General features: G+C 65.4%; 17 protein-coding genes and 1 other RNA gene. 4 read left to right on the forward strand and 14 right to left on the reverse strand.

Going from position 1 to position 18,073, the window contains the following annotated elements:
* The 13 genes from RMN84_RS10075 to RMN84_RS10135 form a co-directional block, all read right to left on the reverse strand.
* Window positions 1–1,208, reverse strand: a 1,208-nt coding sequence (locus tag RMN84_RS10075; RefSeq protein ID WP_309612040.1) for a Wzz/FepE/Etk N-terminal domain-containing protein, incomplete at its 3' end; no start/stop codon positions are given.
* A 27-nt stretch (window positions 1,209–1,235) separates the two neighbouring features.
* Window positions 1,236–1,937 carry a polysaccharide biosynthesis/export family protein gene (locus tag RMN84_RS10080; RefSeq protein ID WP_309612041.1) on the reverse strand — a complete coding sequence of 234 codons (702 nt, stop codon included), beginning with the start codon at window positions 1,935–1,937 and terminating at the stop codon, window positions 1,236–1,238.
* 83 nt (window positions 1,938–2,020) lie between these two features.
* Window positions 2,021–2,779: a metallophosphoesterase gene (locus RMN84_RS10085; RefSeq protein WP_309612042.1), complete on the reverse strand. Its 759-nt coding sequence runs from the start codon at window positions 2,777–2,779 to the stop codon at window positions 2,021–2,023.
* 6 nt (window positions 2,780–2,785) lie between these two features.
* Complete coding sequence (locus RMN84_RS10090) at window positions 2,786–3,946, reverse strand: glycosyltransferase family 4 protein (RefSeq protein ID WP_309612043.1); 1,161 nt, start codon at window positions 3,944–3,946, stop codon at window positions 2,786–2,788.
* A gap of 147 nt (window positions 3,947–4,093) precedes the next feature.
* Window positions 4,094–4,477, reverse strand: a complete 384-nt coding sequence (locus RMN84_RS10095) for a hypothetical protein (RefSeq protein WP_309612044.1) — start codon at window positions 4,475–4,477, stop codon at window positions 4,094–4,096.
* 61 nt (window positions 4,478–4,538) lie between these two features.
* An RNA gene (gene rnpB / locus RMN84_RS10100) (RNase P RNA component class A) lies at window positions 4,539–4,983 on the reverse strand.
* Window positions 4,984–4,998: 15 nt separating this feature from the next.
* Window positions 4,999–5,679: an N-acetylmuramoyl-L-alanine amidase gene (locus tag RMN84_RS10105; RefSeq protein WP_309612045.1), complete on the reverse strand. Its 681-nt coding sequence runs from the start codon at window positions 5,677–5,679 to the stop codon at window positions 4,999–5,001.
* Between the two features lie 33 nt (window positions 5,680–5,712).
* Window positions 5,713–6,585 (reverse strand): protein-glutamate O-methyltransferase CheR, encoded by an 873-nt coding sequence (locus tag RMN84_RS10110; protein WP_309612046.1) that lies wholly within the window; start codon window positions 6,583–6,585, stop codon window positions 5,713–5,715.
* Window positions 6,586–7,623 (reverse strand): chemotaxis protein CheB, encoded by a 1,038-nt coding sequence (locus tag RMN84_RS10115; RefSeq protein WP_309612056.1) that lies wholly within the window; start codon window positions 7,621–7,623, stop codon window positions 6,586–6,588. It lies immediately after the preceding gene.
* A 68-nt stretch (window positions 7,624–7,691) separates the two neighbouring features.
* A complete protein-coding gene (locus RMN84_RS10120) occupies window positions 7,692–8,057 on the reverse strand; it encodes a response regulator (RefSeq protein WP_309612047.1) in 366 nt (121 codons plus the stop codon).
* A gap of 57 nt (window positions 8,058–8,114) precedes the next feature.
* The gene (locus RMN84_RS10125; protein WP_309612048.1) at window positions 8,115–8,561 is read right to left on the reverse strand and encodes a chemotaxis protein CheW; all 447 of its coding nucleotides are present in this window, start codon (window positions 8,559–8,561) and stop codon (window positions 8,115–8,117) included.
* Window positions 8,558–10,879 carry a chemotaxis protein CheW gene (locus RMN84_RS10130; RefSeq protein WP_309612049.1) on the reverse strand — a complete coding sequence of 774 codons (2,322 nt, stop codon included), beginning with the start codon at window positions 10,877–10,879 and terminating at the stop codon, window positions 8,558–8,560. Before RMN84_RS10130 ends, RMN84_RS10125 begins: the two co-directional genes overlap by 4 nt.
* Window positions 10,880–10,925: 46 nt before the next feature.
* A complete protein-coding gene (locus RMN84_RS10135; protein ID WP_309612050.1) occupies window positions 10,926–11,585 on the reverse strand; it encodes a histidine phosphotransferase family protein in 660 nt (219 codons plus the stop codon).
* An 82-nt stretch (window positions 11,586–11,667) separates the two neighbouring features.
* Between RMN84_RS10135 and RMN84_RS10140 the strand changes: the two genes are divergently transcribed.
* From RMN84_RS10140 to RMN84_RS10150, 3 genes are all read left to right on the forward strand, one after another.
* Window positions 11,668–12,621: an RluA family pseudouridine synthase gene (locus tag RMN84_RS10140; RefSeq protein WP_309612051.1), complete on the forward strand. Its 954-nt coding sequence runs from the start codon at window positions 11,668–11,670 to the stop codon at window positions 12,619–12,621.
* 50 nt (window positions 12,622–12,671) lie between these two features.
* Window positions 12,672–13,580: an RNA polymerase sigma factor RpoH gene (gene rpoH, locus RMN84_RS10145; RefSeq protein ID WP_309612052.1), complete on the forward strand. Its 909-nt coding sequence runs from the start codon at window positions 12,672–12,674 to the stop codon at window positions 13,578–13,580.
* A gap of 133 nt (window positions 13,581–13,713) precedes the next feature.
* Window positions 13,714–15,732: an elongation factor G gene (locus RMN84_RS10150; RefSeq protein WP_309612053.1), complete on the forward strand. Its 2,019-nt coding sequence runs from the start codon at window positions 13,714–13,716 to the stop codon at window positions 15,730–15,732.
* Here RMN84_RS10150 and RMN84_RS10155 read toward each other — a convergent pair.
* Window positions 15,729–16,541, reverse strand: coding sequence for a TIGR01459 family HAD-type hydrolase (locus RMN84_RS10155; RefSeq protein WP_309612054.1), 813 nt, complete (start codon window positions 16,539–16,541; stop codon window positions 15,729–15,731). The two genes, RMN84_RS10150 and RMN84_RS10155, sit on opposite strands and share 4 nt — an antisense overlap.
* 94 nt (window positions 16,542–16,635) lie before the next feature.
* Between RMN84_RS10155 and RMN84_RS10160 the strand changes: the two genes are divergently transcribed.
* Window positions 16,636–17,967 (forward strand): dicarboxylate/amino acid:cation symporter, encoded by a 1,332-nt coding sequence (locus tag RMN84_RS10160; protein WP_309612055.1) that lies wholly within the window; start codon window positions 16,636–16,638, stop codon window positions 17,965–17,967.
* Window positions 17,968–18,073 lie beyond the last annotated feature (106 nt).

The following is an 18,073-nucleotide window of genomic DNA, read 5'->3' on the forward strand; positions in this document are numbered from 1 at the left end:
GCGTCGTAGAGGCTGCGGTTGGTGTCGGTTTCGCGCTGCAGGATATTATACTGGATGCTGCGCCCGCGCAGGTTGAGAACCGATCCCTTCAACCCGTCGACCTTGCTCCGCAGGGCGGATTCGGCGGCGGCGGCGGCGCGAAAGTCCGCCATCAAGCTATTGGCCCTGCTTGACGACACTTGCGAACTCTCGCGTACAATCTGCTTGTCGATCTCGGCGATGCGCGACTGGATGCTGACCATGTCCGGATGGTCGGGCTTCATCAGCATCCGCTTTTCCTGATATTCGGCCTGCAGCGTTGCCCGCGCCGCACGCAGTCCGGCGGTGCTGTTCGTCACATCACTCGTCGTACCGACGGCGACGCCCTGGCGATAGGTGCCCTCGGCCATCACCCGCCGCGCGGTTGCCTCGCCCAGCGCCCGGTTCAATTCGACCAGCGATTCACCTTGAAGCGAGTTGACGTCACCGCCCGACCGGCCTGCCTCGGTCGGACCTGCCGTGTTGATGATCCCCTGCGCCTGCGCATATTCGACCAGTTTGCGCTCGGACTGCTCCAGGTCGGCACGGCTCTTGGCAATCTGCTCGCTCAGGAAGGTCCGAGCATAGGATGACGCATCATAGCGTCGCTGCATTCCGCTATTGATGAAGCTGTTGGCAATCTGGTTGGCGATTGCTGCGGCGAGTTCCGGCGAAGGCGACGCATAGCTATATTCGATCAGGGTGCCGCTGATCGGCGGCTTGACTTTGATTCCGCCGGCAACGACGTCGGTCGCACGACGCAGGCGCTCGGTTGCCGATCCCACCGTGCCGACCACCTTGCTGTTATTGGCCAGGTTGAGTTCCTGCGCCGCGTGCTCGGCGGTCGATCGGCTGGTCAGCAACCCGACCTGCGTGGCAATCAAATCCTCGCTCCCCATAATGCCCGATTGCGGCCGGTTCTTCTCGTCGACCACCTCGACCGTCAGCGGATTGACCTCGAGCGTTACCGACGCCCGGTACATCGGTGTCGTCATCATCGCCGCAACAACGCCGAGGATTACTCCCGCGGCAAGACAGCTCAGGATCAACCAGCGCCAGTGGACCAAAGACTGCAGCAGCCGCGTGAAATCGAGACCCCCCGACCCCGGGTTTGACAGTTCCATGCGCGGCGTCGACACATGGCGCTCGAAGCCCTCGTGCTGGACGATCCACTTGCCATCGGTGGACACAGGCAGGTTGCTATTCACGCGCGCGGATCAGAAGGGCCTGAAGATCGACAGGATCGGCAGGCTGTTCAATATCTGCTTCTGCGCCGCCTTGGTCGACGATCCGTCGACGACGACGATGTCCCCGGCATAAACTTCCGGGTCGGGCGCTTCACCGCGCCGGATCGAGGTCAGGTCGAACGCCGCCGCCTGCCGCTTGCCGCCGATCTGGCGGAAGATGGCCGTGCGCCGCGGGTTGGCGTCCGGCCCGGTTCCCCCCGCCGCCGCAATCACCTGCAGCAACGACGTCGGCCCCATGACGGGGAACGCGCCAGCGCGAACCACCGATCCGTCGACCGTCACGTTGCGCCGGGTCGACGACTTGATGCCGACACTCACATCGGGATGCTCGAGATATTTCTCGCCAAGCTTGCGAGTCAGCGCTTCGTCGAGCTGTGTCGTGGTCAGGTCGGCGGCCATCACGGTGCCAATCAGCGGCAGCGAAATCTGACCGGTCAGGTCGACCTCGTAATCGCCCGAAAGGTCCGGCATCTTGAACACCCTGACCGCCAATGTATCCATCGGCGCGATGCGATAAGTCGCCTCCAACGGCGCGAGACTGGGCGCGTCGGGTACACCCAGCGTGGTTCCGTATGCGATCGGCCCACCGCGCTTGTCCGCGCATCCGGCAAGCGCCAGCGCGATCATGACCATCAACCCGCAGGCGAACCGCGCGATCCTTGTTCGTACCATCGCCAATCGATCTCCCTACGCGCGCAAACGCCGCCCCGCCCTCCGGTAAGCGCCATAGTGGATCGAATCAATGCAATCGACTGCTAGCCGCCGGTTTCCAGGAACCAGCGCTCGCTTCCCTCGAGCCCGATCGCACTGAGCCGGCCACTGCGGTAAGCACCGGTGTCGAGCCCGATTCGGTTCGAAAGCTCGATCACTTCTTCGCTGATCGTGTGACCATGCACCACGATGCAGCCGTGGTCGCGCTCGTCGTCGAGGAACGGCTGGCGAATCCAACGCAGGTCGCGCTGCAACTGCATCGACAGGTGAACGCCGGGCCGGATACCGGCGTGGACGAAAAGATAATCGCCGATCGTGACGGTGTCGCCAAATGACTGCAGGAACGACTGATGTGTTTGGGGAATCGCCTCGCGGATCCGGTCGCATGCATCGCGGTCGCCAAGGCAACGTAGTGTTGCGGGATCCAAGCCATAGCTTTGGAGGCACTCGCTCCCCCCGAACGTCAGCCAGTCATCGAGCAGCCCGCGCTCCCCCGCGATCAGCCGCAGCAGCGCCTCCTCATGATTGCCGCACAAGAGGATCAACTTGATCACCGGCAGGTCGAACCGGCGCAATCGCTCGACCACCCCGCGCGAATCGGGGCCGCGATCGATCAGGTCGCCGAGCATGACCAGATGCGTCCGCGCCGCCCCGCGCTTGTCGTTATCCAGGTCGATCGCCGCCAATAATTCGTCGAGCAGGTCGAGCCGTCCGTGAACGTCGCCGATGGCGTAGGCGCGCACGCCCGGCGGGACGGCTGGCGCAAGGCGCGGCTTGGTAGACTTGAACCGGGAAAAGACCATCGTGCGTCAGGCCGTTACCGCAAGCTCGCGCAGCGCGCCAACATAAGCGTCGGCAATCAGCCGCTCGTCATAGCCGCATTCGGCCTTGTCGCGCGACGCGCGTCCCATCGCACCGAGCGTTTTCGGGTCGAACACCGCCATCCGGCGCATAGCCTCGGCCAGCGACCCCGCATTGCGCGCCGCGCAAAGAGTTCCGTTGACGCCCTCGTCAACCAGGTCGCGGCACCCCGGCACATCGGTCGCGATCAGCGGACGCCCCATCGCCGCTGCTTCCAGCAGGGTTCGTGGCAATCCCTCGCGATAGGAGGGGAGAACGACAACGCTCGCCGCCGCGATTGCCGACCGCACATCGTCCGCCGTCCCGAGATAGTCGACCACGCCCTCCGTGACCCAACCGTCGACCTCGCCTTGAGTCACCGCGCTGCGATTATCGGAATCGATCGGGCCCAAGAGCCGAAAGCGCACGCCGGGCAATTCCTCCCGCAGCATCCGCGCCGCAGTCACATATTCGCGCACCCCCTTATCGCCGAGCAGCCGCGCGATCAGCAGGAAGGTCGGCGGGCCCTCGGGCAATGGGACCTGCCGATAATGGTCGAGGTCGATCCCCGACCCCGGCAGCAGCCGCGCCTGCTCCGCCCGCACTAGCCGGCGCTCGACGAACAGTGCGCGATCGTCTCCATTCTGGAAGAATATGACATGTGCCCGGGCGAAGGCGACCCGATAGAGCAACCCGACAAACCGCGCTAACAGCCCGCTGCCGAGGAAGGCGGTGCCGAGCCCGCTGACGTTGAGGATCGCCGGCACCCCGGCCATCCGCGCCGCCAGCGCGCCATAAATGTTCGGCTTGATCGTCCAACCGAGATAGGCTGCCGGGCGTATTTCGTGCAGTACCCGGCAATAGCGCAGCAGCAGCCCGATGTCGCGCAGCGGGTTTAGCCCGGAACGTTTGAGCACGATGGGCATGACGTCAGCCGGCAAGGTGAAGGCCGTGCGCTCCTGCTCCGTGGCGGGTGCGGCAACGACCAGCGACCATCCCTCGTACGCCAGCCGCCGCACGACTGGCGCCCGGAAATTAGTGATATTCCACAACGAGTTCGACGACAGGACAACTGGGCCGACGGCTGCTGCCGCCGGCGTCCCCGTTGGATTAATTCGAAGGCGGCTCATGGAACCGCGCGTTCCGGGGGCCACCGTCGGGAATGCGTGACCGCGATCAAGATTATCACTCACCGCTTTCAGGCTTGGCCTTTAACTGAGCACTAATAAAACAATGTTAGTCCGGCGTCGCTAGACTTGGGCACAAGCAGTTGCTATTCAAATTGCGACCTGGAGCAATTCTTTATGTCGAGAAAGACCCGTCGCCTTTTCGCAGCTGCCGCCCTGCTTGCGGTCGCGTCGGCGTCGAACGCGGCCCCAGTTGCGAACATTAACGCCTCTTGGGCGGCGCTGGCGGCAATGTCCTCCTCCTCTCGCTCGGGCAACACCATCGATTGTGCCACGGTCGCCGACCATCGCAATCCGGTCGATCTGGGCGCCGATCGTGCGATGGTCGGCGATAATTGTGTCGGACATGCGGCTGTGGCCGGACATGCTAATCGCGCCGGGTGGCTCTGGGGCGGTGGTATCTTCCCGGTTGGCGGCTTTATCGTGGCCGAAATTCTCCTGTATTTGTTTTCGGATAAAGAGCTTCACGGTCATCCACGCGGAGTTAGCCCGAGCTGATCGCGCCAGCCGCCTGCTGTGGCGGCTATCCAGAAAATTTGCCAGGCGGCCTGTAAGCCGGGTTCTGTCCATCCCCGCTTTCGCGCGGACTGGGCGACCATTCCTCTAGGCGACGGATTGCTCCGCCACTCAAGCGACCAACCCGGGCGACGAGCCGGAACAGGCCCTAGAGTCAAAAACTCAATGTCGCCCCTATTCGGTCTTGCACCAGGTGGGGTTTGCCATGCCGATGCTGTTGCCAGCGCCGCGGTGCGCTCTTGCCGCACCGTTTCGACCTTGCCGGCCCGAAGACCGGCGGTATGTTTTCTGTGGCACTGTCCCTGAACCCGACCCCGCGTCGCCTTGGGCTCGAACCCGCCGGGCGTTACCCGGCACCTTCATTCCGTGGAGCCCGGACTTTCCTCGCCCCTCTTGCTCGGGTCCCATCAAAGTAATACTTTGATAGGTGCCCTTCCGAGAGCCGCGGTCGCCCGGCCGCCTGGCCCGCGTCCTATGTCCTATTGCGGCCTGGGCAGCAACAGCGACAAGAGCTTGGCCCGGCACTCGCCGTCGATGATCCCGTCGATCCGGTCGGGGCGGAAGCGCCGCTGGAACGCGATCACAGCAAGTCGCTGCTCGGTCACATCGTAACCGAAGCGCTCCAGCGCCAGGATGAATCCGGCATCGGTCCATAGCGGATCCATCAGGTCGCGCACCGGGCTAGGCAGGGCGAGCCGCCGGCGCGCGAGCGCTTCCCACGGGAACAGTTCGCCCGGGTCGTCCTTGCGCGCAGGGGCGATGTCGGAATGGCCGACGACATTGCCGCGGCCGATACCGTGCCGGTCCTTGATGTCGGCGACGAGCGGGATCAGCGCGGCGATCTGTTCGTCGGGAAAGGGGCGATAGCCGAACTCATGGCCAGGATTGACGATCTCGATCCCGACGCTCGCCGAATTGACGTCGGTGAGACCTCGCCAATAGCTTTTGCCGGCGTGCCACGCGCGCTTCTCCTCGGGCACCAGCCGCACCACTTGGCCATCCTCGGCGACCAGATAATGGCTCGACACCTTCGCCTCGGGCGAGGTCAGCCGCTGCAACGCGCCGGCGGCGTCGGGCATGCCGGTGTAGTGGAGGACGATCATCGACACCGGCAACTGACGCTCGTCGAAATTCGGCGAGGGCGTGTCGATGATGTCCATGGCGCACGACTTGGCGCAGCGCCGAGCGCGCGGTCAAGCCCTCCCGGATGCCACTCGGCGCGGGATGGGCGCCATATCTGCCACAACCCGCTCCGAATCGAGCTTATACAGACCGCGCCATGTAGCATCAGAGATCAGTTGCCGCGTCTGGCCGATCACCGTCTCGCCCGCGCCGAGCATCAGCCGACCATCGTCCGCCAACGCCGACGCCAACCGGTCGAAGGCCAAGCTGCGCTTCTGTACTCCCAGATAAAGCAGCACGTTACGGCACAGGATGATGTCGAACTTGCCCGGCTCCGGCGGCCCGTCGAGGATATTGTGAACCTTAAACCGTACCGCCCGCCGCAGGGTATCCGCCGCGCGCCATCCATCATCGCATTCCTCGAACCACTTCAGCATTTGCCTGACACCCAGTCCACGCTGGACCTCGAATTGGGAATAGACACCGGAGCGGGCGCGATCGACCACGCGGTCCGAGACGTCGGTCGCGACGATGTCGATCGTCCAGCCGCGCCAGCGATCGGGATCGTCGGCGAACAGCATCGCCAACGAGTAGGCCTCTTGCCCGGTTGAACAGCCCGCCGACCAGATCCGCAACCGGCGTGACGGGCGGCGCGCAGCAATCGCCGGCAGCGCGTCGCTGGCCAGCAGGTCGAACGGATTGCGATCGCGGAAGAAATAGGTCTCGTTATTAAGCAGCGCTTCGACCACCTGGGCAATCATCGCCGGATCGCGCCCGATGACCAGCCGCGTGATGAGCTCGTCGAGCGTGGCGAGACCACGCTCGCGCAGGATCGACGTCAGCGCCGTTTCGATCCGCCAGCGGCGGCTCAGCGTAAGCTGCTGCCCGGTCCGCGCCTCGAGCAAGTTGGCAAGGATGCGGCCGGATGCGTCGCTGACGTCCACCTAACAGTCTCCGCAGCGCGAAGCCACGCGCCGCGCGAGCTTGTCGGGTGGCAAGATGGCCGCCGCAAATCCTCCCTCGGCGATGACTCGCGGCATGCCCCACACCGCCGAACTGGCCTCGTCCTGCGCCAGCACGGCGCCGCCACTGGTGACCAGCGCGCTGGCCCCTTCGACCCCATCGCGGCCCATGCCCGAGAAGACGACGCCCAGCGCACCGGCACCGAACAGGCGACCGGCCGCAGCGAACATCGGATCGACCGAGGGCATGCAGCCGCTCGGAACGGCGGTACGGGTCAACCGCACGATCGGCTCCGCCGCGCCTCCTTCAATCGTCAGGTGCGCATCGCCCGGAGCGATGATCACGGTGTCGGCCGCGAGCGACATGCCGTCTATGGCGACCAGCGCCGGGCGACCCGCCGAGACGCCGAGCTGACGCGCGAAAACGGTCATGAATGCCGGCGGCAGGTGCTGCGTCACCAGGATGGGTGCTCCGATCCGTCGCGGGAGATATTGAAAGAAAGTGCCAAGCGCATGAATGCCCCCGGTCGAAGCGCCCAACGCGAGGAGTTCAAGCGGTTGGTTCGGCATGGCGCGAAGCATCGGGCTGGCCGTAGACGGAGACGATGGCGATACGCGCCGTTGCGATAAGTCAGTCGCCCCGGCTGGCCCGAGCGCCCGCAACCGGGCAAGCAGGACTTCCGAAAAGCGGCCGTTAAATCGGCCTGTCCCCGGCTTGGGCAGCGTGTCGGCGGCACCCAGCGCCAGCGCGGCTACGGTTTCCTCAGCGCCCTCCTCGGCCGTCGACGACACGATCATGACTCTCGCCCCCCGCGCCGCCCGGAGGATGGCAGGAATCGATTTCAACCCACCAGCACCCGGCATTTCCAGGTCGAGCAGCACGATGTCCACGTGAACATTGGCCAGCGCATCGATCGCCGCTTCCGCGGTTCCGGCGACCGCTGCAATCTCGAACCCGCCATCGGCTTCGATCATGCGGGTCAGGACGGCGCGAGCGACAACCGAATCATCGACGATCATCAGGCGCAACGGAGGCGGCCTGCGGTCGACCACCGGCGAAGAGGCAAGCGCCCGCATCACAGCGGGACTCAGGCGATGCCGACGAGTTGCAGCTTAATGTGCAGCGTTTCCCGGTCGAACGGCTTCATGACATATTCGTCCGCCCCGGCTTCCAGCGCGGCGCGAATGTGCGCCATGTCGTTCTCGGTTGTGCAGAACACGACCTTGGGCTGGTCGTTGTGGCCGCGCTGGCGCAACAATTTCAGGAATTCCATTCCGCTCATCACCGGCATGTTCCAGTCGAGCAGAACGACGTCGGGCATCGACGCTTCGCAGCGGGCAAGCGCCTCGCGCCCGTCACCCGCCTCGTCGACCTCGAACTCCAACGTCTCGAGGATATGACGGGCGACCTTGCGGATCACTTTGGAGTCATCGACGATCAGGCAGGTCTTCATGGACATCTCACTCTCGAACAACGAAAAACCTGTAGCCGGCAAAGGGTAACGAAGAGCTTAAGCAGCGATTGCGCGCAAATCCGCGCCGTTGACCAGCGCCGCAGCGTCGATCAGCAGGAGCGGCCCGACCTCGCTCTGCACCAGGCCGAGCGCGACTCGTTCCCATCCCTCGCCCAAAGCCAGCGGCACGGGCTCCGGATCGCCCAGCGCGTCCACGACATCGTCGACGACGTCGACCAGCAGGGCGTAATGATGCCCCTCGATCTCAACGACGACCGCTTCGCTGCCCGCTCCGGGAGAAGTTTGCCCAGCGCCCAGGCCGAGCGCGCGGCGGCAGTCGATTACCGTCAGCACGCGGCTGCGCAGCGCGGACAGCCCGGCGACATGGGGCGCGGCACGCGGGACCGGGATCAGCGCGTCGATCTCGACCACCGATTCGACCGCCGCAGCTGGCAGGGCGACTCGGCTGCCGCCGATGATGACAACCAGAATCAAACGGTTCATCGGCCTGCTCCAGTCGCCTTGAGTGCGCGCATCAGCCCTTCGCGGTCATAGCGATAGATACTGTCATCACGCGCGCCGACCTGATCGACGTCGGTGCGCAGCCAGATGGTCCGTCCTGGCGGCTTCGAACTGTCCTCTCCGTCGAACGCGATGGTCAGGTCCGCCGAAAGTTCGTCATGCTCATCGATCACCAGGTAGCCCGCCGCCTCGACGATCGGGCGGAGCATGTTCTGAAGCCACGGATCGGTCGAGGCGAGCCGGCAGACCATCGTCCCGCCACCCGCCGCCACGCCGTTACGAGCGAAGAGCCAGTGCGCGTCGATCAGTTCGGCTGGTTCTCCGCCGATCAGCGCGACGCCGCTGACTTCGCCCGGCTCGCGGGACGGGATGATGTCATCGGCGAGTGTCGAGAGGTCGATGACGTCGGTGATCGCGTGAGCCAGCGTGGCGCTGCCGTCATTCAGGCGAAGCATGCGTACCTTGCCTTCGAGCGCATGCCCTGCCGGGATGCCGGTGAGGGGTAGAATCGAGTCGCCGATCTGTACGCACAACTGCCCGGCACTGCGCGCGATCGCCGTCGCCGCTACCTCTTCGATTCGGTCGATCACGCCAAGCGGGATGGCGCGCCGACGCTGTTCGAGATCGCGAAACAGCAATATTGGGACGCGCCGACTTTCGAACGGAGCCACTGACGCTACGCTGGTTCGGCTGCGTTTGTGAATCTCGCGCCGGATTCCGCCCTGTTCCGCCAAGCCGGCGGGATCGAGCAGCAGGATCGGGCTGCCATCGTCGGCCAGCGTTGTCCCGGCGTAAATGCCCGCCGCCATCACTGCCGGCGCGGCCGGCTTGACCACCAGTTCCTCATGATCATGGACCCGGTCAACGGCCAGCGCATAGGCTTCGCCGCCCGCCGGTCGAAGAACGACCAACGTTCGTGCCGTATCGGACAACGCGCTGTCGCAGCTGATCAGCCGGGACAGCGTCAGTTGCGGCATTCGTCGACCACGGATCACCGCGATGTCCGCGCCGCAAATCGTTTCAACGGTCACGGAAGCCCCACCGGCCCGCACAATCTCGTCGATCGCGTTGCGCGGGATGGCGAAATGCTGGCTGCCGATCGACACGGTCAGCGCCGGAATGATGGTCAGCGTCAGCGGCACGCGCAACGTCATGCGCGTGCCTTCGCCCGGCCTGCTGTCGATCTCGACCGTTCCGCCGATTCGCTCGATGTTGGAGCGGACGACATCCATGCCGACGCCCCGGCCAGAAATGGCGGTCACCTCCTGCGCGGTGGACAGGCCGGCCTCGAAGATCAGCGCGAGCCGCTCGGCCGCCGTCATGGCGTCGGCCCGCGCCCTCGTCAGATAGCCAGCCGCGATCGCCTTTTCGACCAGCACCGCCCCGTCGATTCCGCGCCCGTCATCGGCGACGTCGATTAGGATCTGGTTGCCCGACTGGCGCGCCGACAGGGTCAGCAATCCAATCTCTCGCTTGCCGGCGCGCAGGCGGTCCGCGGGCGGTTCGATGCCATGATCGACGGCATTGCGAATGATGTGCGTCAGCGGATCGCGGATCATCTCGATCATCTCGCGATCGAGCTCGACATCGCTGCCATCGATGTCGACCAGCACCTGCTTGCCAAGGTCGGCCGACAGGTCGCGGACCATCCGCGGCACGGCGACGAAGAGGTTCTCGACCCGCTGCATACGCGTACGGGTGATGGCTTCGCGCATGTCGGCGATGATTCCCGACAGCCGCTCGAACGCGCCGCCGACGTCGATATCGGTCTCGGCCTCGCGCAGCCGCCGGGCGAGTTCGTTGCGCGCCAGCACCATGTCACTGACCCCGCTCATCACCCGATCGAGCAATTCGACCGACAGACGGATGGTGCGTTGCGTAGCGGGCTTGCCTCCGCCATCTCCGGGGCTCGCCGGAAGGCTCATTGCCTCGGCGCCCGGCTGAAGCGCGGCAATAAGCCCGCTGTCGTCACCGTCGAGCAAGGGTTCTCCGGCTTCGATCGTCGTGACCATTTCGCCGATCCGGTCGAGCACCGCGAGCACCGCGCTGACCAACGCGCTGTCGGCCATGCGGGAACCCGATCGGACATCGGCTAGCGCGTCTTCGGCGGCGTGGCTCAGCGCCTCCAGCCGGGGGAATTCGAAAAAGCCGCAATTACCCTTGACCGTGTGGACGAAGCGGAAGATCGAATCGAGGCGCGCGCGATCGTCGGGCTGCGCCTCCCAGGCGACGATCTCGCCGCCCAGGGCTTCCAGCATTTCGCGGCATTCCGCCGTGAAATCGGCAATCAGATCGTCCATCGGTGGCGCGGCCCCTCGTGTGGAGGAAGCTTATGCCGCGAAGGCGTTAACGCTGCGTTAGCCGTCCCTCCGCGGCGAGCGGAAGCGTTGCCCCGATCATCAGGACGGGCTCGGTCGCCCCGCTCAGCTGGATCGACCCGCCCGCATCCGCCGCCAGCGCCTGCGCCAGCCACGCCCCGGCGGCGCGCGGTTCGACCATCGTCGCGCTGCCGTTGACCATCACGTCGCGCAACGCGGGATCGAGCAGGATGCGCGGACCTTCGGCGCGGATGACGATCTCGAGCGCATTCGCGCTTTGCTCCGCGCCGATGTCGAGCCGCCCGCCGCGCACCAGCGCGTCACCAGCCAGCATGGCCAAATTGAGCAGCAGCTTAACGGCGCCCTTCGGCAGCCGCTCGTCGCCCACCATCCAGCCCAGCTCGATCCGCTTCGCCGCCCCGTAAATCCCCTCAATCGCGCCCCTGGCCTCGCGCGGATCGACGAGGTCGTCGAACCCGCCACCCGCGCCGAACGCCAGGCGGAAGAATTTGAGCTTATTGGCGGTCGCCGCCGCACTGTCGGCGAGCAATTCCATGCACCGCTCGCGCATTTCCGGATCCTGCTCGTCAGCGAGCAGTTCGATGCCGTTGTTGAGTGCCCCGACCGGCGACAGCAGGTCGTGGCACAGGCGGGAGCAAAGCATGCTGGCGAGTTCGACGGGGTCCATGCCGGGCTGAATGCGTCAGCGCGCCGATTGGCGCAACCCGCTGACTTGAAACGGCGCGCGCCCCATCCCAAATCCGGCACTCATGGCCGGGGGGCAGCATCTTCATTCGATCGAACTTGGCGCGGCCCATGCCGGGTGGCGGCTCGACCGAGCGCTCGCCGACGCATTGCCGACCCTGTCGCGCGAGCGGCTGAAGGCGTTAGTGCGGTCGGGCGCACTCGAAGGCGAGACGGGCGCGCTACTCGATCCGGCGACGAAGGTTCGCGGTGGCGAGCGGTTCACCCTGACTGTCCCCGAACCCACCGCACTGCACAACGAGGCGCAGGACATCCCGCTGCGCATTGTTTTCGAGGACGAACATCTGCTGGTAGTCGACAAGCCGGCCGGGCTGGTCGTGCATCCGGCGGCGGGCAATTTCGACGGGACATTGGTTAACGCGCTGCTTCATCATTGCGGCGGGAGCCTGTCGGGCATCGGCGGAGTCGCCCGGCCGGGCATCGTCCACCGCATTGACAAGGACACGTCGGGGCTGTTGGTCGTCGCTAAGACCGACCCCGCCCATGAAGGGCTGGCGCGGCAGTTCGCCGACCACAGCATCGAGCGGCGCTATCTGGCGATCGTCAACGGCGTGCCGACCCTGTCCCAAGGCACCGTCGATGCCCCCCTCGCCCGGTCGTCGACCAACCGCAAGAAAATTGCGATCGTTTCCGCCGGCAAGGGCAAACGAGCGGTGACCCACTGGACGCGCGTCACGCCGCTGCGCCAAGCCGCGCTGGTCGAGTGCCGCCTCGAAACCGGCCGTACGCATCAGATAAGGGTCCATATGGCGTCAATAAGTCACGCGTTGCTCGGCGATCCGGTTTATGGTGGCAACGCGAAGGCACATCGTTCGTTGCTGCAGGAGTTGGGCTTCGAACGTCAGGCCCTGCACGCCGCGAGGATCGGTTTCATTCATCCGGTGACAAAAGGTCGTTTGTCGTTCGACAGCGCCCTTCCGTCGGACATGCAGCAACTATTCATTCGACTTGGTATATAGAGAAAATCAAATGCCGGAGTGGATGCGACCCTCCGGTCAGGGAGTATGAGATGGCACCGTCCAAGAGAGTCCTGTCGATACCTGCGTCGAATGGCGAGGCTGGACTCAACCGTTACCTGAGCGAAATCAAGAAGTTCCCGATCCTCGCGCCGGAAGAGGAATATATGCTGGCCAAGCGCTGGCGCGAGCATGGCGACACCGACGCAGCTGCCAAACTGGTCAATTCGCACCTCCGCCTCGTTGCGAAGATTGCGATGGGCTATCGCGGCTATGGCCTGCCGGTCAGCGAGCTGATCAGCGAGGGCAACATCGGGCTGATGCAGGGCGTCAAGAAGTTCGAGCCCGACCGCGGTTTTCGCGTCGCAACCTATGCCATGTGGTGGATCCGCGCCTCGATCCAGGAATTCATCTTGCGGAGCTGGTCGCTCGTCAAGATGGGCACCACCGCCGCTCAGAAGAAGCTGTTCTTCAACCTGCGCCGGATGAAGAACCAGATCGATGCGTTCGAGGATGGCGATCTGCGCCCCGAGCATGTCACCAAGATCGCAACCGACCTTGGCGTGACCGAGGCCGAGGTTGTCTCGATGAATCGCCGCATGGGCATGGGCGGCGACACCAGCCTCAATGCCCCGCTCAAGGGCGATGAAGGCGGCGACGCTCAGTGGCAGGATTTCCTTGTCAGTTCAGAACCGTTGCAAGACGAAGTTCTCGCCGAGGATGAAGAACGCAAGGTCCGCCATGACCTGCTGCTGCAGGCGATGGCAGGCCTCAACGATCGCGAACGGACGATCCTGAGCGAGCGCCGTCTGTCCGATGAGCCCAAGACGCTCGAGGACTTGTCGCAGGTGTTTGGCGTGAGCCGCGAACGCATTCGCCAGATCGAGGTGCGCGCATTCGAGAAGCTGCAGGCCGGGCTCCTCCGCCTCGCCGGCGATCAGCGGCTGCTGTCGGCGGCCTGATCGTCCGGGTCGCGGGTCGTAGGGTCTCGCGAAGCGCTTGCCTTTGACCGCAAACGGTCCGACCCTCCGTCCGTGAAGAGCGCGTTGCGCCTCACGGCGACTCGCGCCCGCAAACCGGACGAAGGAGAGTCGCATGCCCGGAGAACCCACCCAAGGTAGCAGAGTCGTGGCGCTGGTCGGACCGGCCGGCGCCGGCAAGACCAGCCTCGCCGAGGCATTGCTGTTCGCCGCTGGCACAATCGACCGGCAGGGTACCAACGGTGCGACCATTGGCGACGCCAGCCCCGAGGCGCGTGCACGGGGCGGCTCGACCGAGCTCAACCTGCTCCATTTCGACTACCTCGGCCAGTCGTTCGGCATCATCGACGCGCCCGGCTCGGTCGGCTTTGCCGCCGATGGTGCGCGGGCGATCGCGGTCGCCGACATGGCGATCGTCGTGGTCGATCCCGATCCCGCCCGCGCCGCTCTCGCCGCTCCGGCGCTTCGCATGCTCGACGAGCAAGGGATCCCACACTTCCTGTTCGTCAATCGCATCGACCAGGCGCATGGCCGCATCCGCGACCTGCTCGAGGCGCTTCAGCCGATGAGCGTCTCGCCGCTAATCGCTCGGCAAATCCCGATTCGTGAGGGGGACAAAGTCACCGGCTTCATTGATGTCGCCCTGGAACGCGCGTTTCACTACGAACCGGGCAAGGCGTCGACCCGCATCGCCATCCCCGGCGACATCGCCCCGCGCGAGGCCGAGGCGCGCACTCAATTGCTCGAACAGTTGGCCGACCACGACGATGCGCTGCTTGAGGCTTTGCTGTCCGACCAGCAGCCCGAAGCCGCGACGATCTTCGCCGATCTCGCCCGCGAAACCGGCGACAATCTCGGCGTGTCGGTGTTGTTCGGCTCGGCGACGAGCGGCTGGGGCATCCGCCGCTTGCTGAAAGCGCTGCGCCACGAAGCCCCCTCGCCGGCCCAGACCGCGCGCCGGCTCGATGTCATTGCTCCCTCGCTGTTTACCTTCAAGGTCAGCCACGGCGGCGCGGTTGGGCGGCTCGCGCTGGCCCGCATCCTCGGCCGCGACATCGCCGAGGGGGCGGAGCTCAACACCGCGTCGGGCGGCCGCGCCCGGCTCGGCGCGCTGTTCCATGTCCAGGGTGAGAAGACGGCCAAGACTGCGCAGGGCCGCTGCGGCGATCTGGTTGCGGTGGCGAAGCTCGACGGGGTCAAGGGCGGCGACTGGTTGTCGACCGGAGTGCTTCCACCATCGGTGTATGTCGAACAGCCCGCCCGCAATTGCGCGCTGGCGATCGAGCCGGTCGACCGCAAGGACGACGTCAAGCTCTCGACTGCGCTTGCCCGGCTGGTGGAAGAAGATAGTAGCCTCACGATCGAGCAGGACGGCCATGAGATGCGGCTGCGCGGGGTCAATGACGAGCATCTCAAAACTGTCCTCGCCCGTCTCAAGCGCCGCTATGGCGTCGAGGTGAAATCGCGTCCGCCGAGCATCGGCTATCGCGAATCGATCCGCCGCAGCGTGACCCAGCACGGGCGCCACAAGAAGCAATCGGGTGGTCACGGTCAGTTCGGCGATGTCGTCATCGAAATCGCGCCGCTCGCCCGCGGCGAAGGCTTTCGCTTCGCCGAGAAGATCAGCGGTGGCGCCATCCCCAAGCAGTGGATCCCGGCGGTCGAGCATGGCGTGCGTGAGGCACTGGTGCGCGGGCCGCTCGGCTTCACCGTCGTCGATGTCGCGGTCACTTTGACCGACGGCAGCTATCACAGCGTCGATTCGAGCGAACTCGCCTTCCGTACCGCCGGAAGAATTGCGATGAGTGGCGCGCTCGCGCAGGCCGCTGCGCACTTGCTCGAGCCGGTCCAGCGGCTGACCATCGTCACGCCCGGCGCCTCGACCAGCAAGGCCAGCTCGGCGGTCGCCAGTCGGCGCGGGCAGATGCTCGGCATGGCCCCCCGCGACGGCTGGGATGGCTGGGACCGCATCGACGCGCTGATCCCCGAGAGCGAGCTCGACGGGCTCGAAGCGGAACTACGCTCGCTCAGCCACGGGCTGGCGACCTATGAGGCAGCGTTCGATCATCTGGCGGAGCTGAACGGTCCATTGGCGGAAAAGGTGGTCAGGGACCGGGTGACTGAGCCGGTCTAGGCCAACCCCTTCACCACTCCAATCGGGGCCCACCCTCCCAGCCCGTTACGCGCCGCGAAATCGGTCGGGAATGGCGCGTCGGCATGGATCCCGCCGCTGACGAACAGGCAGTGTAACCCCTGCTGCGCCGCGCCCAACACATCGGTCGGCAGGCCATCGCCGACTGCCATCACAGTCTCGCGCGGCGGGTTGCCGGCGAGCGCCAGCGCATGATCATAGATCGCCGGGAAGGGCTTGCCGTACCAGCGGGCTTCGCCGCCGAGCGCCTCATAGCCATCGGCCAGTGCCCCCGCGCAGACTTCGGCCACGCTGTCATGAATCACCACCCGGTCGGGGTTGAGGCAGTGAAGCCTGACGCCGCGCGCCGCCATCTCCGCCAATTCGGCTGCATAGTCCGCGACCGCGAGTCGCTCGTCGTCGAGCCCGGTACAGCAGAGGTCGCGAAAACTCGCGTCGACGAAACGCAATCCCGCCGCCTTCATCTCCCGCCGATCGAACCGCGTCCCGAGAAATCCGACCGGCTCGCCCAATGCCAGCAGCGCGTCGATCCCGGCCTGCCCGCCCGTTGAAATGCCCTGATAGGAGGATCGCGGCAGGCCAAGCTGGTCGAGCTGCGCCTGCACCGTAGTGGCCGTGCGCGGGGCGTTGGTGATCAGTATCGTCCGGCGCCCTTCTCCCGCCCAGCGCAAAAGCCTCGCCGCCGATCCGGGCAGCAGCCGGAACCCGTCATGAACCACGCCCCACAGGTCGCACAGGATGGTGGTGTAATGCGGATCGAGCGCATCGAGATCGAAGCCTTGGTCGGTCATCCGCGCGCCCTAGCCGCTGCTTCGCGCAGCGGAAAGCTTGACGCCCGGCGCCGCAACCGCTTCGTTCGCGCCGTTCAACGGACAAGGATCTCGAGTGGCCAATAAACTGACGCGCTTCATTCTGTTCGCGCTTGTACTCGGGATCATCGCCGGCTGGGCGACCAACAGCGCGATCGACGACGGCACCCCCGCCGCCGCCGCACAGCTCAAGCAAATCGCCGGCTATTTCTCGATCGTCACGGCGCTGTTCCTGCGTCTGATCAAGATGGTCATCGCGCCGCTGGTCTTTTCGACCTTAGTCGTTGGCATTGCCCACATGGGCGACACCGCCGCGCTTGGCCGGGTCGCGTCGCGCGCGCTCGGCTGGTTCATCTTCGCCAGCCTGATCTCGCTCTCGCTCGGACTCATCCTCGTCAACCTGCTCCAGCCCGGCGTGGGGCTTGACCTGCCCCTGCCCCCGCCAGAGGCCGCCAGCGGCATTGCCACCGCGACCTTCAACCTCAAGGATTTCATCAGCCACCTCGTCCCGGCCTCAATCGTCGAGGCGATGGCAACCAACGAAATCCTGCCCATCGTCATCTTCTCGATGTTCTTCGGCGTTGCGATCACCGCCGTCGGCGAGCGCGCGCAGCCGCTGGTGCGCGGGATCGAGGGGCTGGTGCAGGTCATGCTGCAGGTCACTAACTATGTCATGCGCGCCGCCCCGTTCGCGGTGTTCGCGGCGGTTGCCAGCGCGATCGTCGAGCAGGGCCCGACCGTATTGTTCAGCCTCGGCCGGTTCGTCGGTAGCTTTTACTTCGGGCTGGCCCTGCTGTGGCTAATCCTGTTCGGGATCGCCTTCCTCGTCGCCGGCAAGCGCGCCCGCGACCTCGCCCGCTATATTCGCGATCCGATCGTGCTGGCCTTCTCGACCGCGTCGTCCGAAGCTGCCTATCCGCGCACGCTGGAAGCGCTCGAGCGGTTCGGCGTCCCCCCGCGCATCGCCAGCTTCGTCCTGCCGCTGGGCTATTCGTTCAACCTCGACGGGTCGATGATGTACATGACCTTCGCGTCGATCTTCATCGCCCAGGCCTATGGCATCGACCTCAGCATCGGCCAGGAAATCACCATGCTGCTGGTGCTGATGATCACGTCGAAAGGCATGGCCGGCGTGCCCCGCGCCAGCTTGGTTGTCATCGCCGCGACGCTGTCGATGTTCCATATTCCAGAGGCCGGGCTGCTACTTATCCTGGCGGTCGACCATTTTCTCGACATGGGCCGCTCGGCGACGAATGTCGTCGGCAATGCCGTCGCCGCGGTGGTGGTCGCGCGGTGGGAAGGCAGTCTCGATCCCGAGCGGCCAGCGGACATCGAGCCGCCCCACGCCCCGAGCCATCGATCGCCGTTGCCGCCCGGGGCAGAGGCACATCCGGAGCCGGGGGCTTAGGAAAAGGGCTCGTCGATCGACTTGGGCGGCGTGCTGAACCACTTAGGACCGTCGGCGGTCATGTGGAAGCAATCCTCCAGGCGAATGCCGAACTTGCCGGGAATGT

It is taken from the genome of Sphingomonas sp., from assembly GCF_031380695.1.
In the GTDB taxonomy this organism is placed as follows: Bacteria; Pseudomonadota; Alphaproteobacteria; order Sphingomonadales; family Sphingomonadaceae; genus Sphingomicrobium.

Excerpts from the sequence above, each read along its gene's own strand:
- RMN84_RS10080 (WP_309612041.1), bottom strand. The coding sequence starts at position 1,937 with ATGGTACGAACAAGGATCGCGCGGTTCGCCTGCGGGTTGATGGTCATG.
- RMN84_RS10085 (WP_309612042.1), bottom strand. The coding sequence starts at position 2,779 with ATGGTCTTTTCCCGGTTCAAGTCTACCAAGCCGCGCCTTGCGCCAGCC.
- RMN84_RS10090 (WP_309612043.1), bottom strand. The coding sequence starts at position 3,946 with ATGAGCCGCCTTCGAATTAATCCAACGGGGACGCCGGCGGCAGCAGCC.
- RMN84_RS10095 (WP_309612044.1), bottom strand. The coding sequence starts at position 4,477 with ATGACCGTGAAGCTCTTTATCCGAAAACAAATACAGGAGAATTTCGGC.
- RMN84_RS10105 (WP_309612045.1), bottom strand. The coding sequence starts at position 5,679 with ATGGACATCATCGACACGCCCTCGCCGAATTTCGACGAGCGTCAGTTG.
- RMN84_RS10115 (WP_309612056.1), bottom strand. The coding sequence starts at position 7,623 with ATGATCGTCGATGATTCGGTTGTCGCTCGCGCCGTCCTGACCCGCATG.
- RMN84_RS10120 (WP_309612047.1), bottom strand. The coding sequence starts at position 8,057 with ATGAAGACCTGCCTGATCGTCGATGACTCCAAAGTGATCCGCAAGGTC.
- RMN84_RS10125 (WP_309612048.1), bottom strand. The coding sequence starts at position 8,561 with ATGAACCGTTTGATTCTGGTTGTCATCATCGGCGGCAGCCGAGTCGCC.
- RMN84_RS10130 (WP_309612049.1), bottom strand. The coding sequence starts at position 10,879 with ATGGACGATCTGATTGCCGATTTCACGGCGGAATGCCGCGAAATGCTG.
- RMN84_RS10135 (WP_309612050.1), bottom strand. The coding sequence starts at position 11,585 with ATGGACCCCGTCGAACTCGCCAGCATGCTTTGCTCCCGCCTGTGCCAC.
- RMN84_RS10140 (WP_309612051.1), top strand. The coding sequence starts at position 11,668 with ATGGCCGGGGGGCAGCATCTTCATTCGATCGAACTTGGCGCGGCCCAT.
- rpoH (WP_309612052.1), top strand. The coding sequence starts at position 12,672 with ATGGCACCGTCCAAGAGAGTCCTGTCGATACCTGCGTCGAATGGCGAG.
- RMN84_RS10150 (WP_309612053.1), top strand. The coding sequence starts at position 13,714 with ATGCCCGGAGAACCCACCCAAGGTAGCAGAGTCGTGGCGCTGGTCGGA.
- RMN84_RS10155 (WP_309612054.1), bottom strand. The coding sequence starts at position 16,541 with ATGACCGACCAAGGCTTCGATCTCGATGCGCTCGATCCGCATTACACC.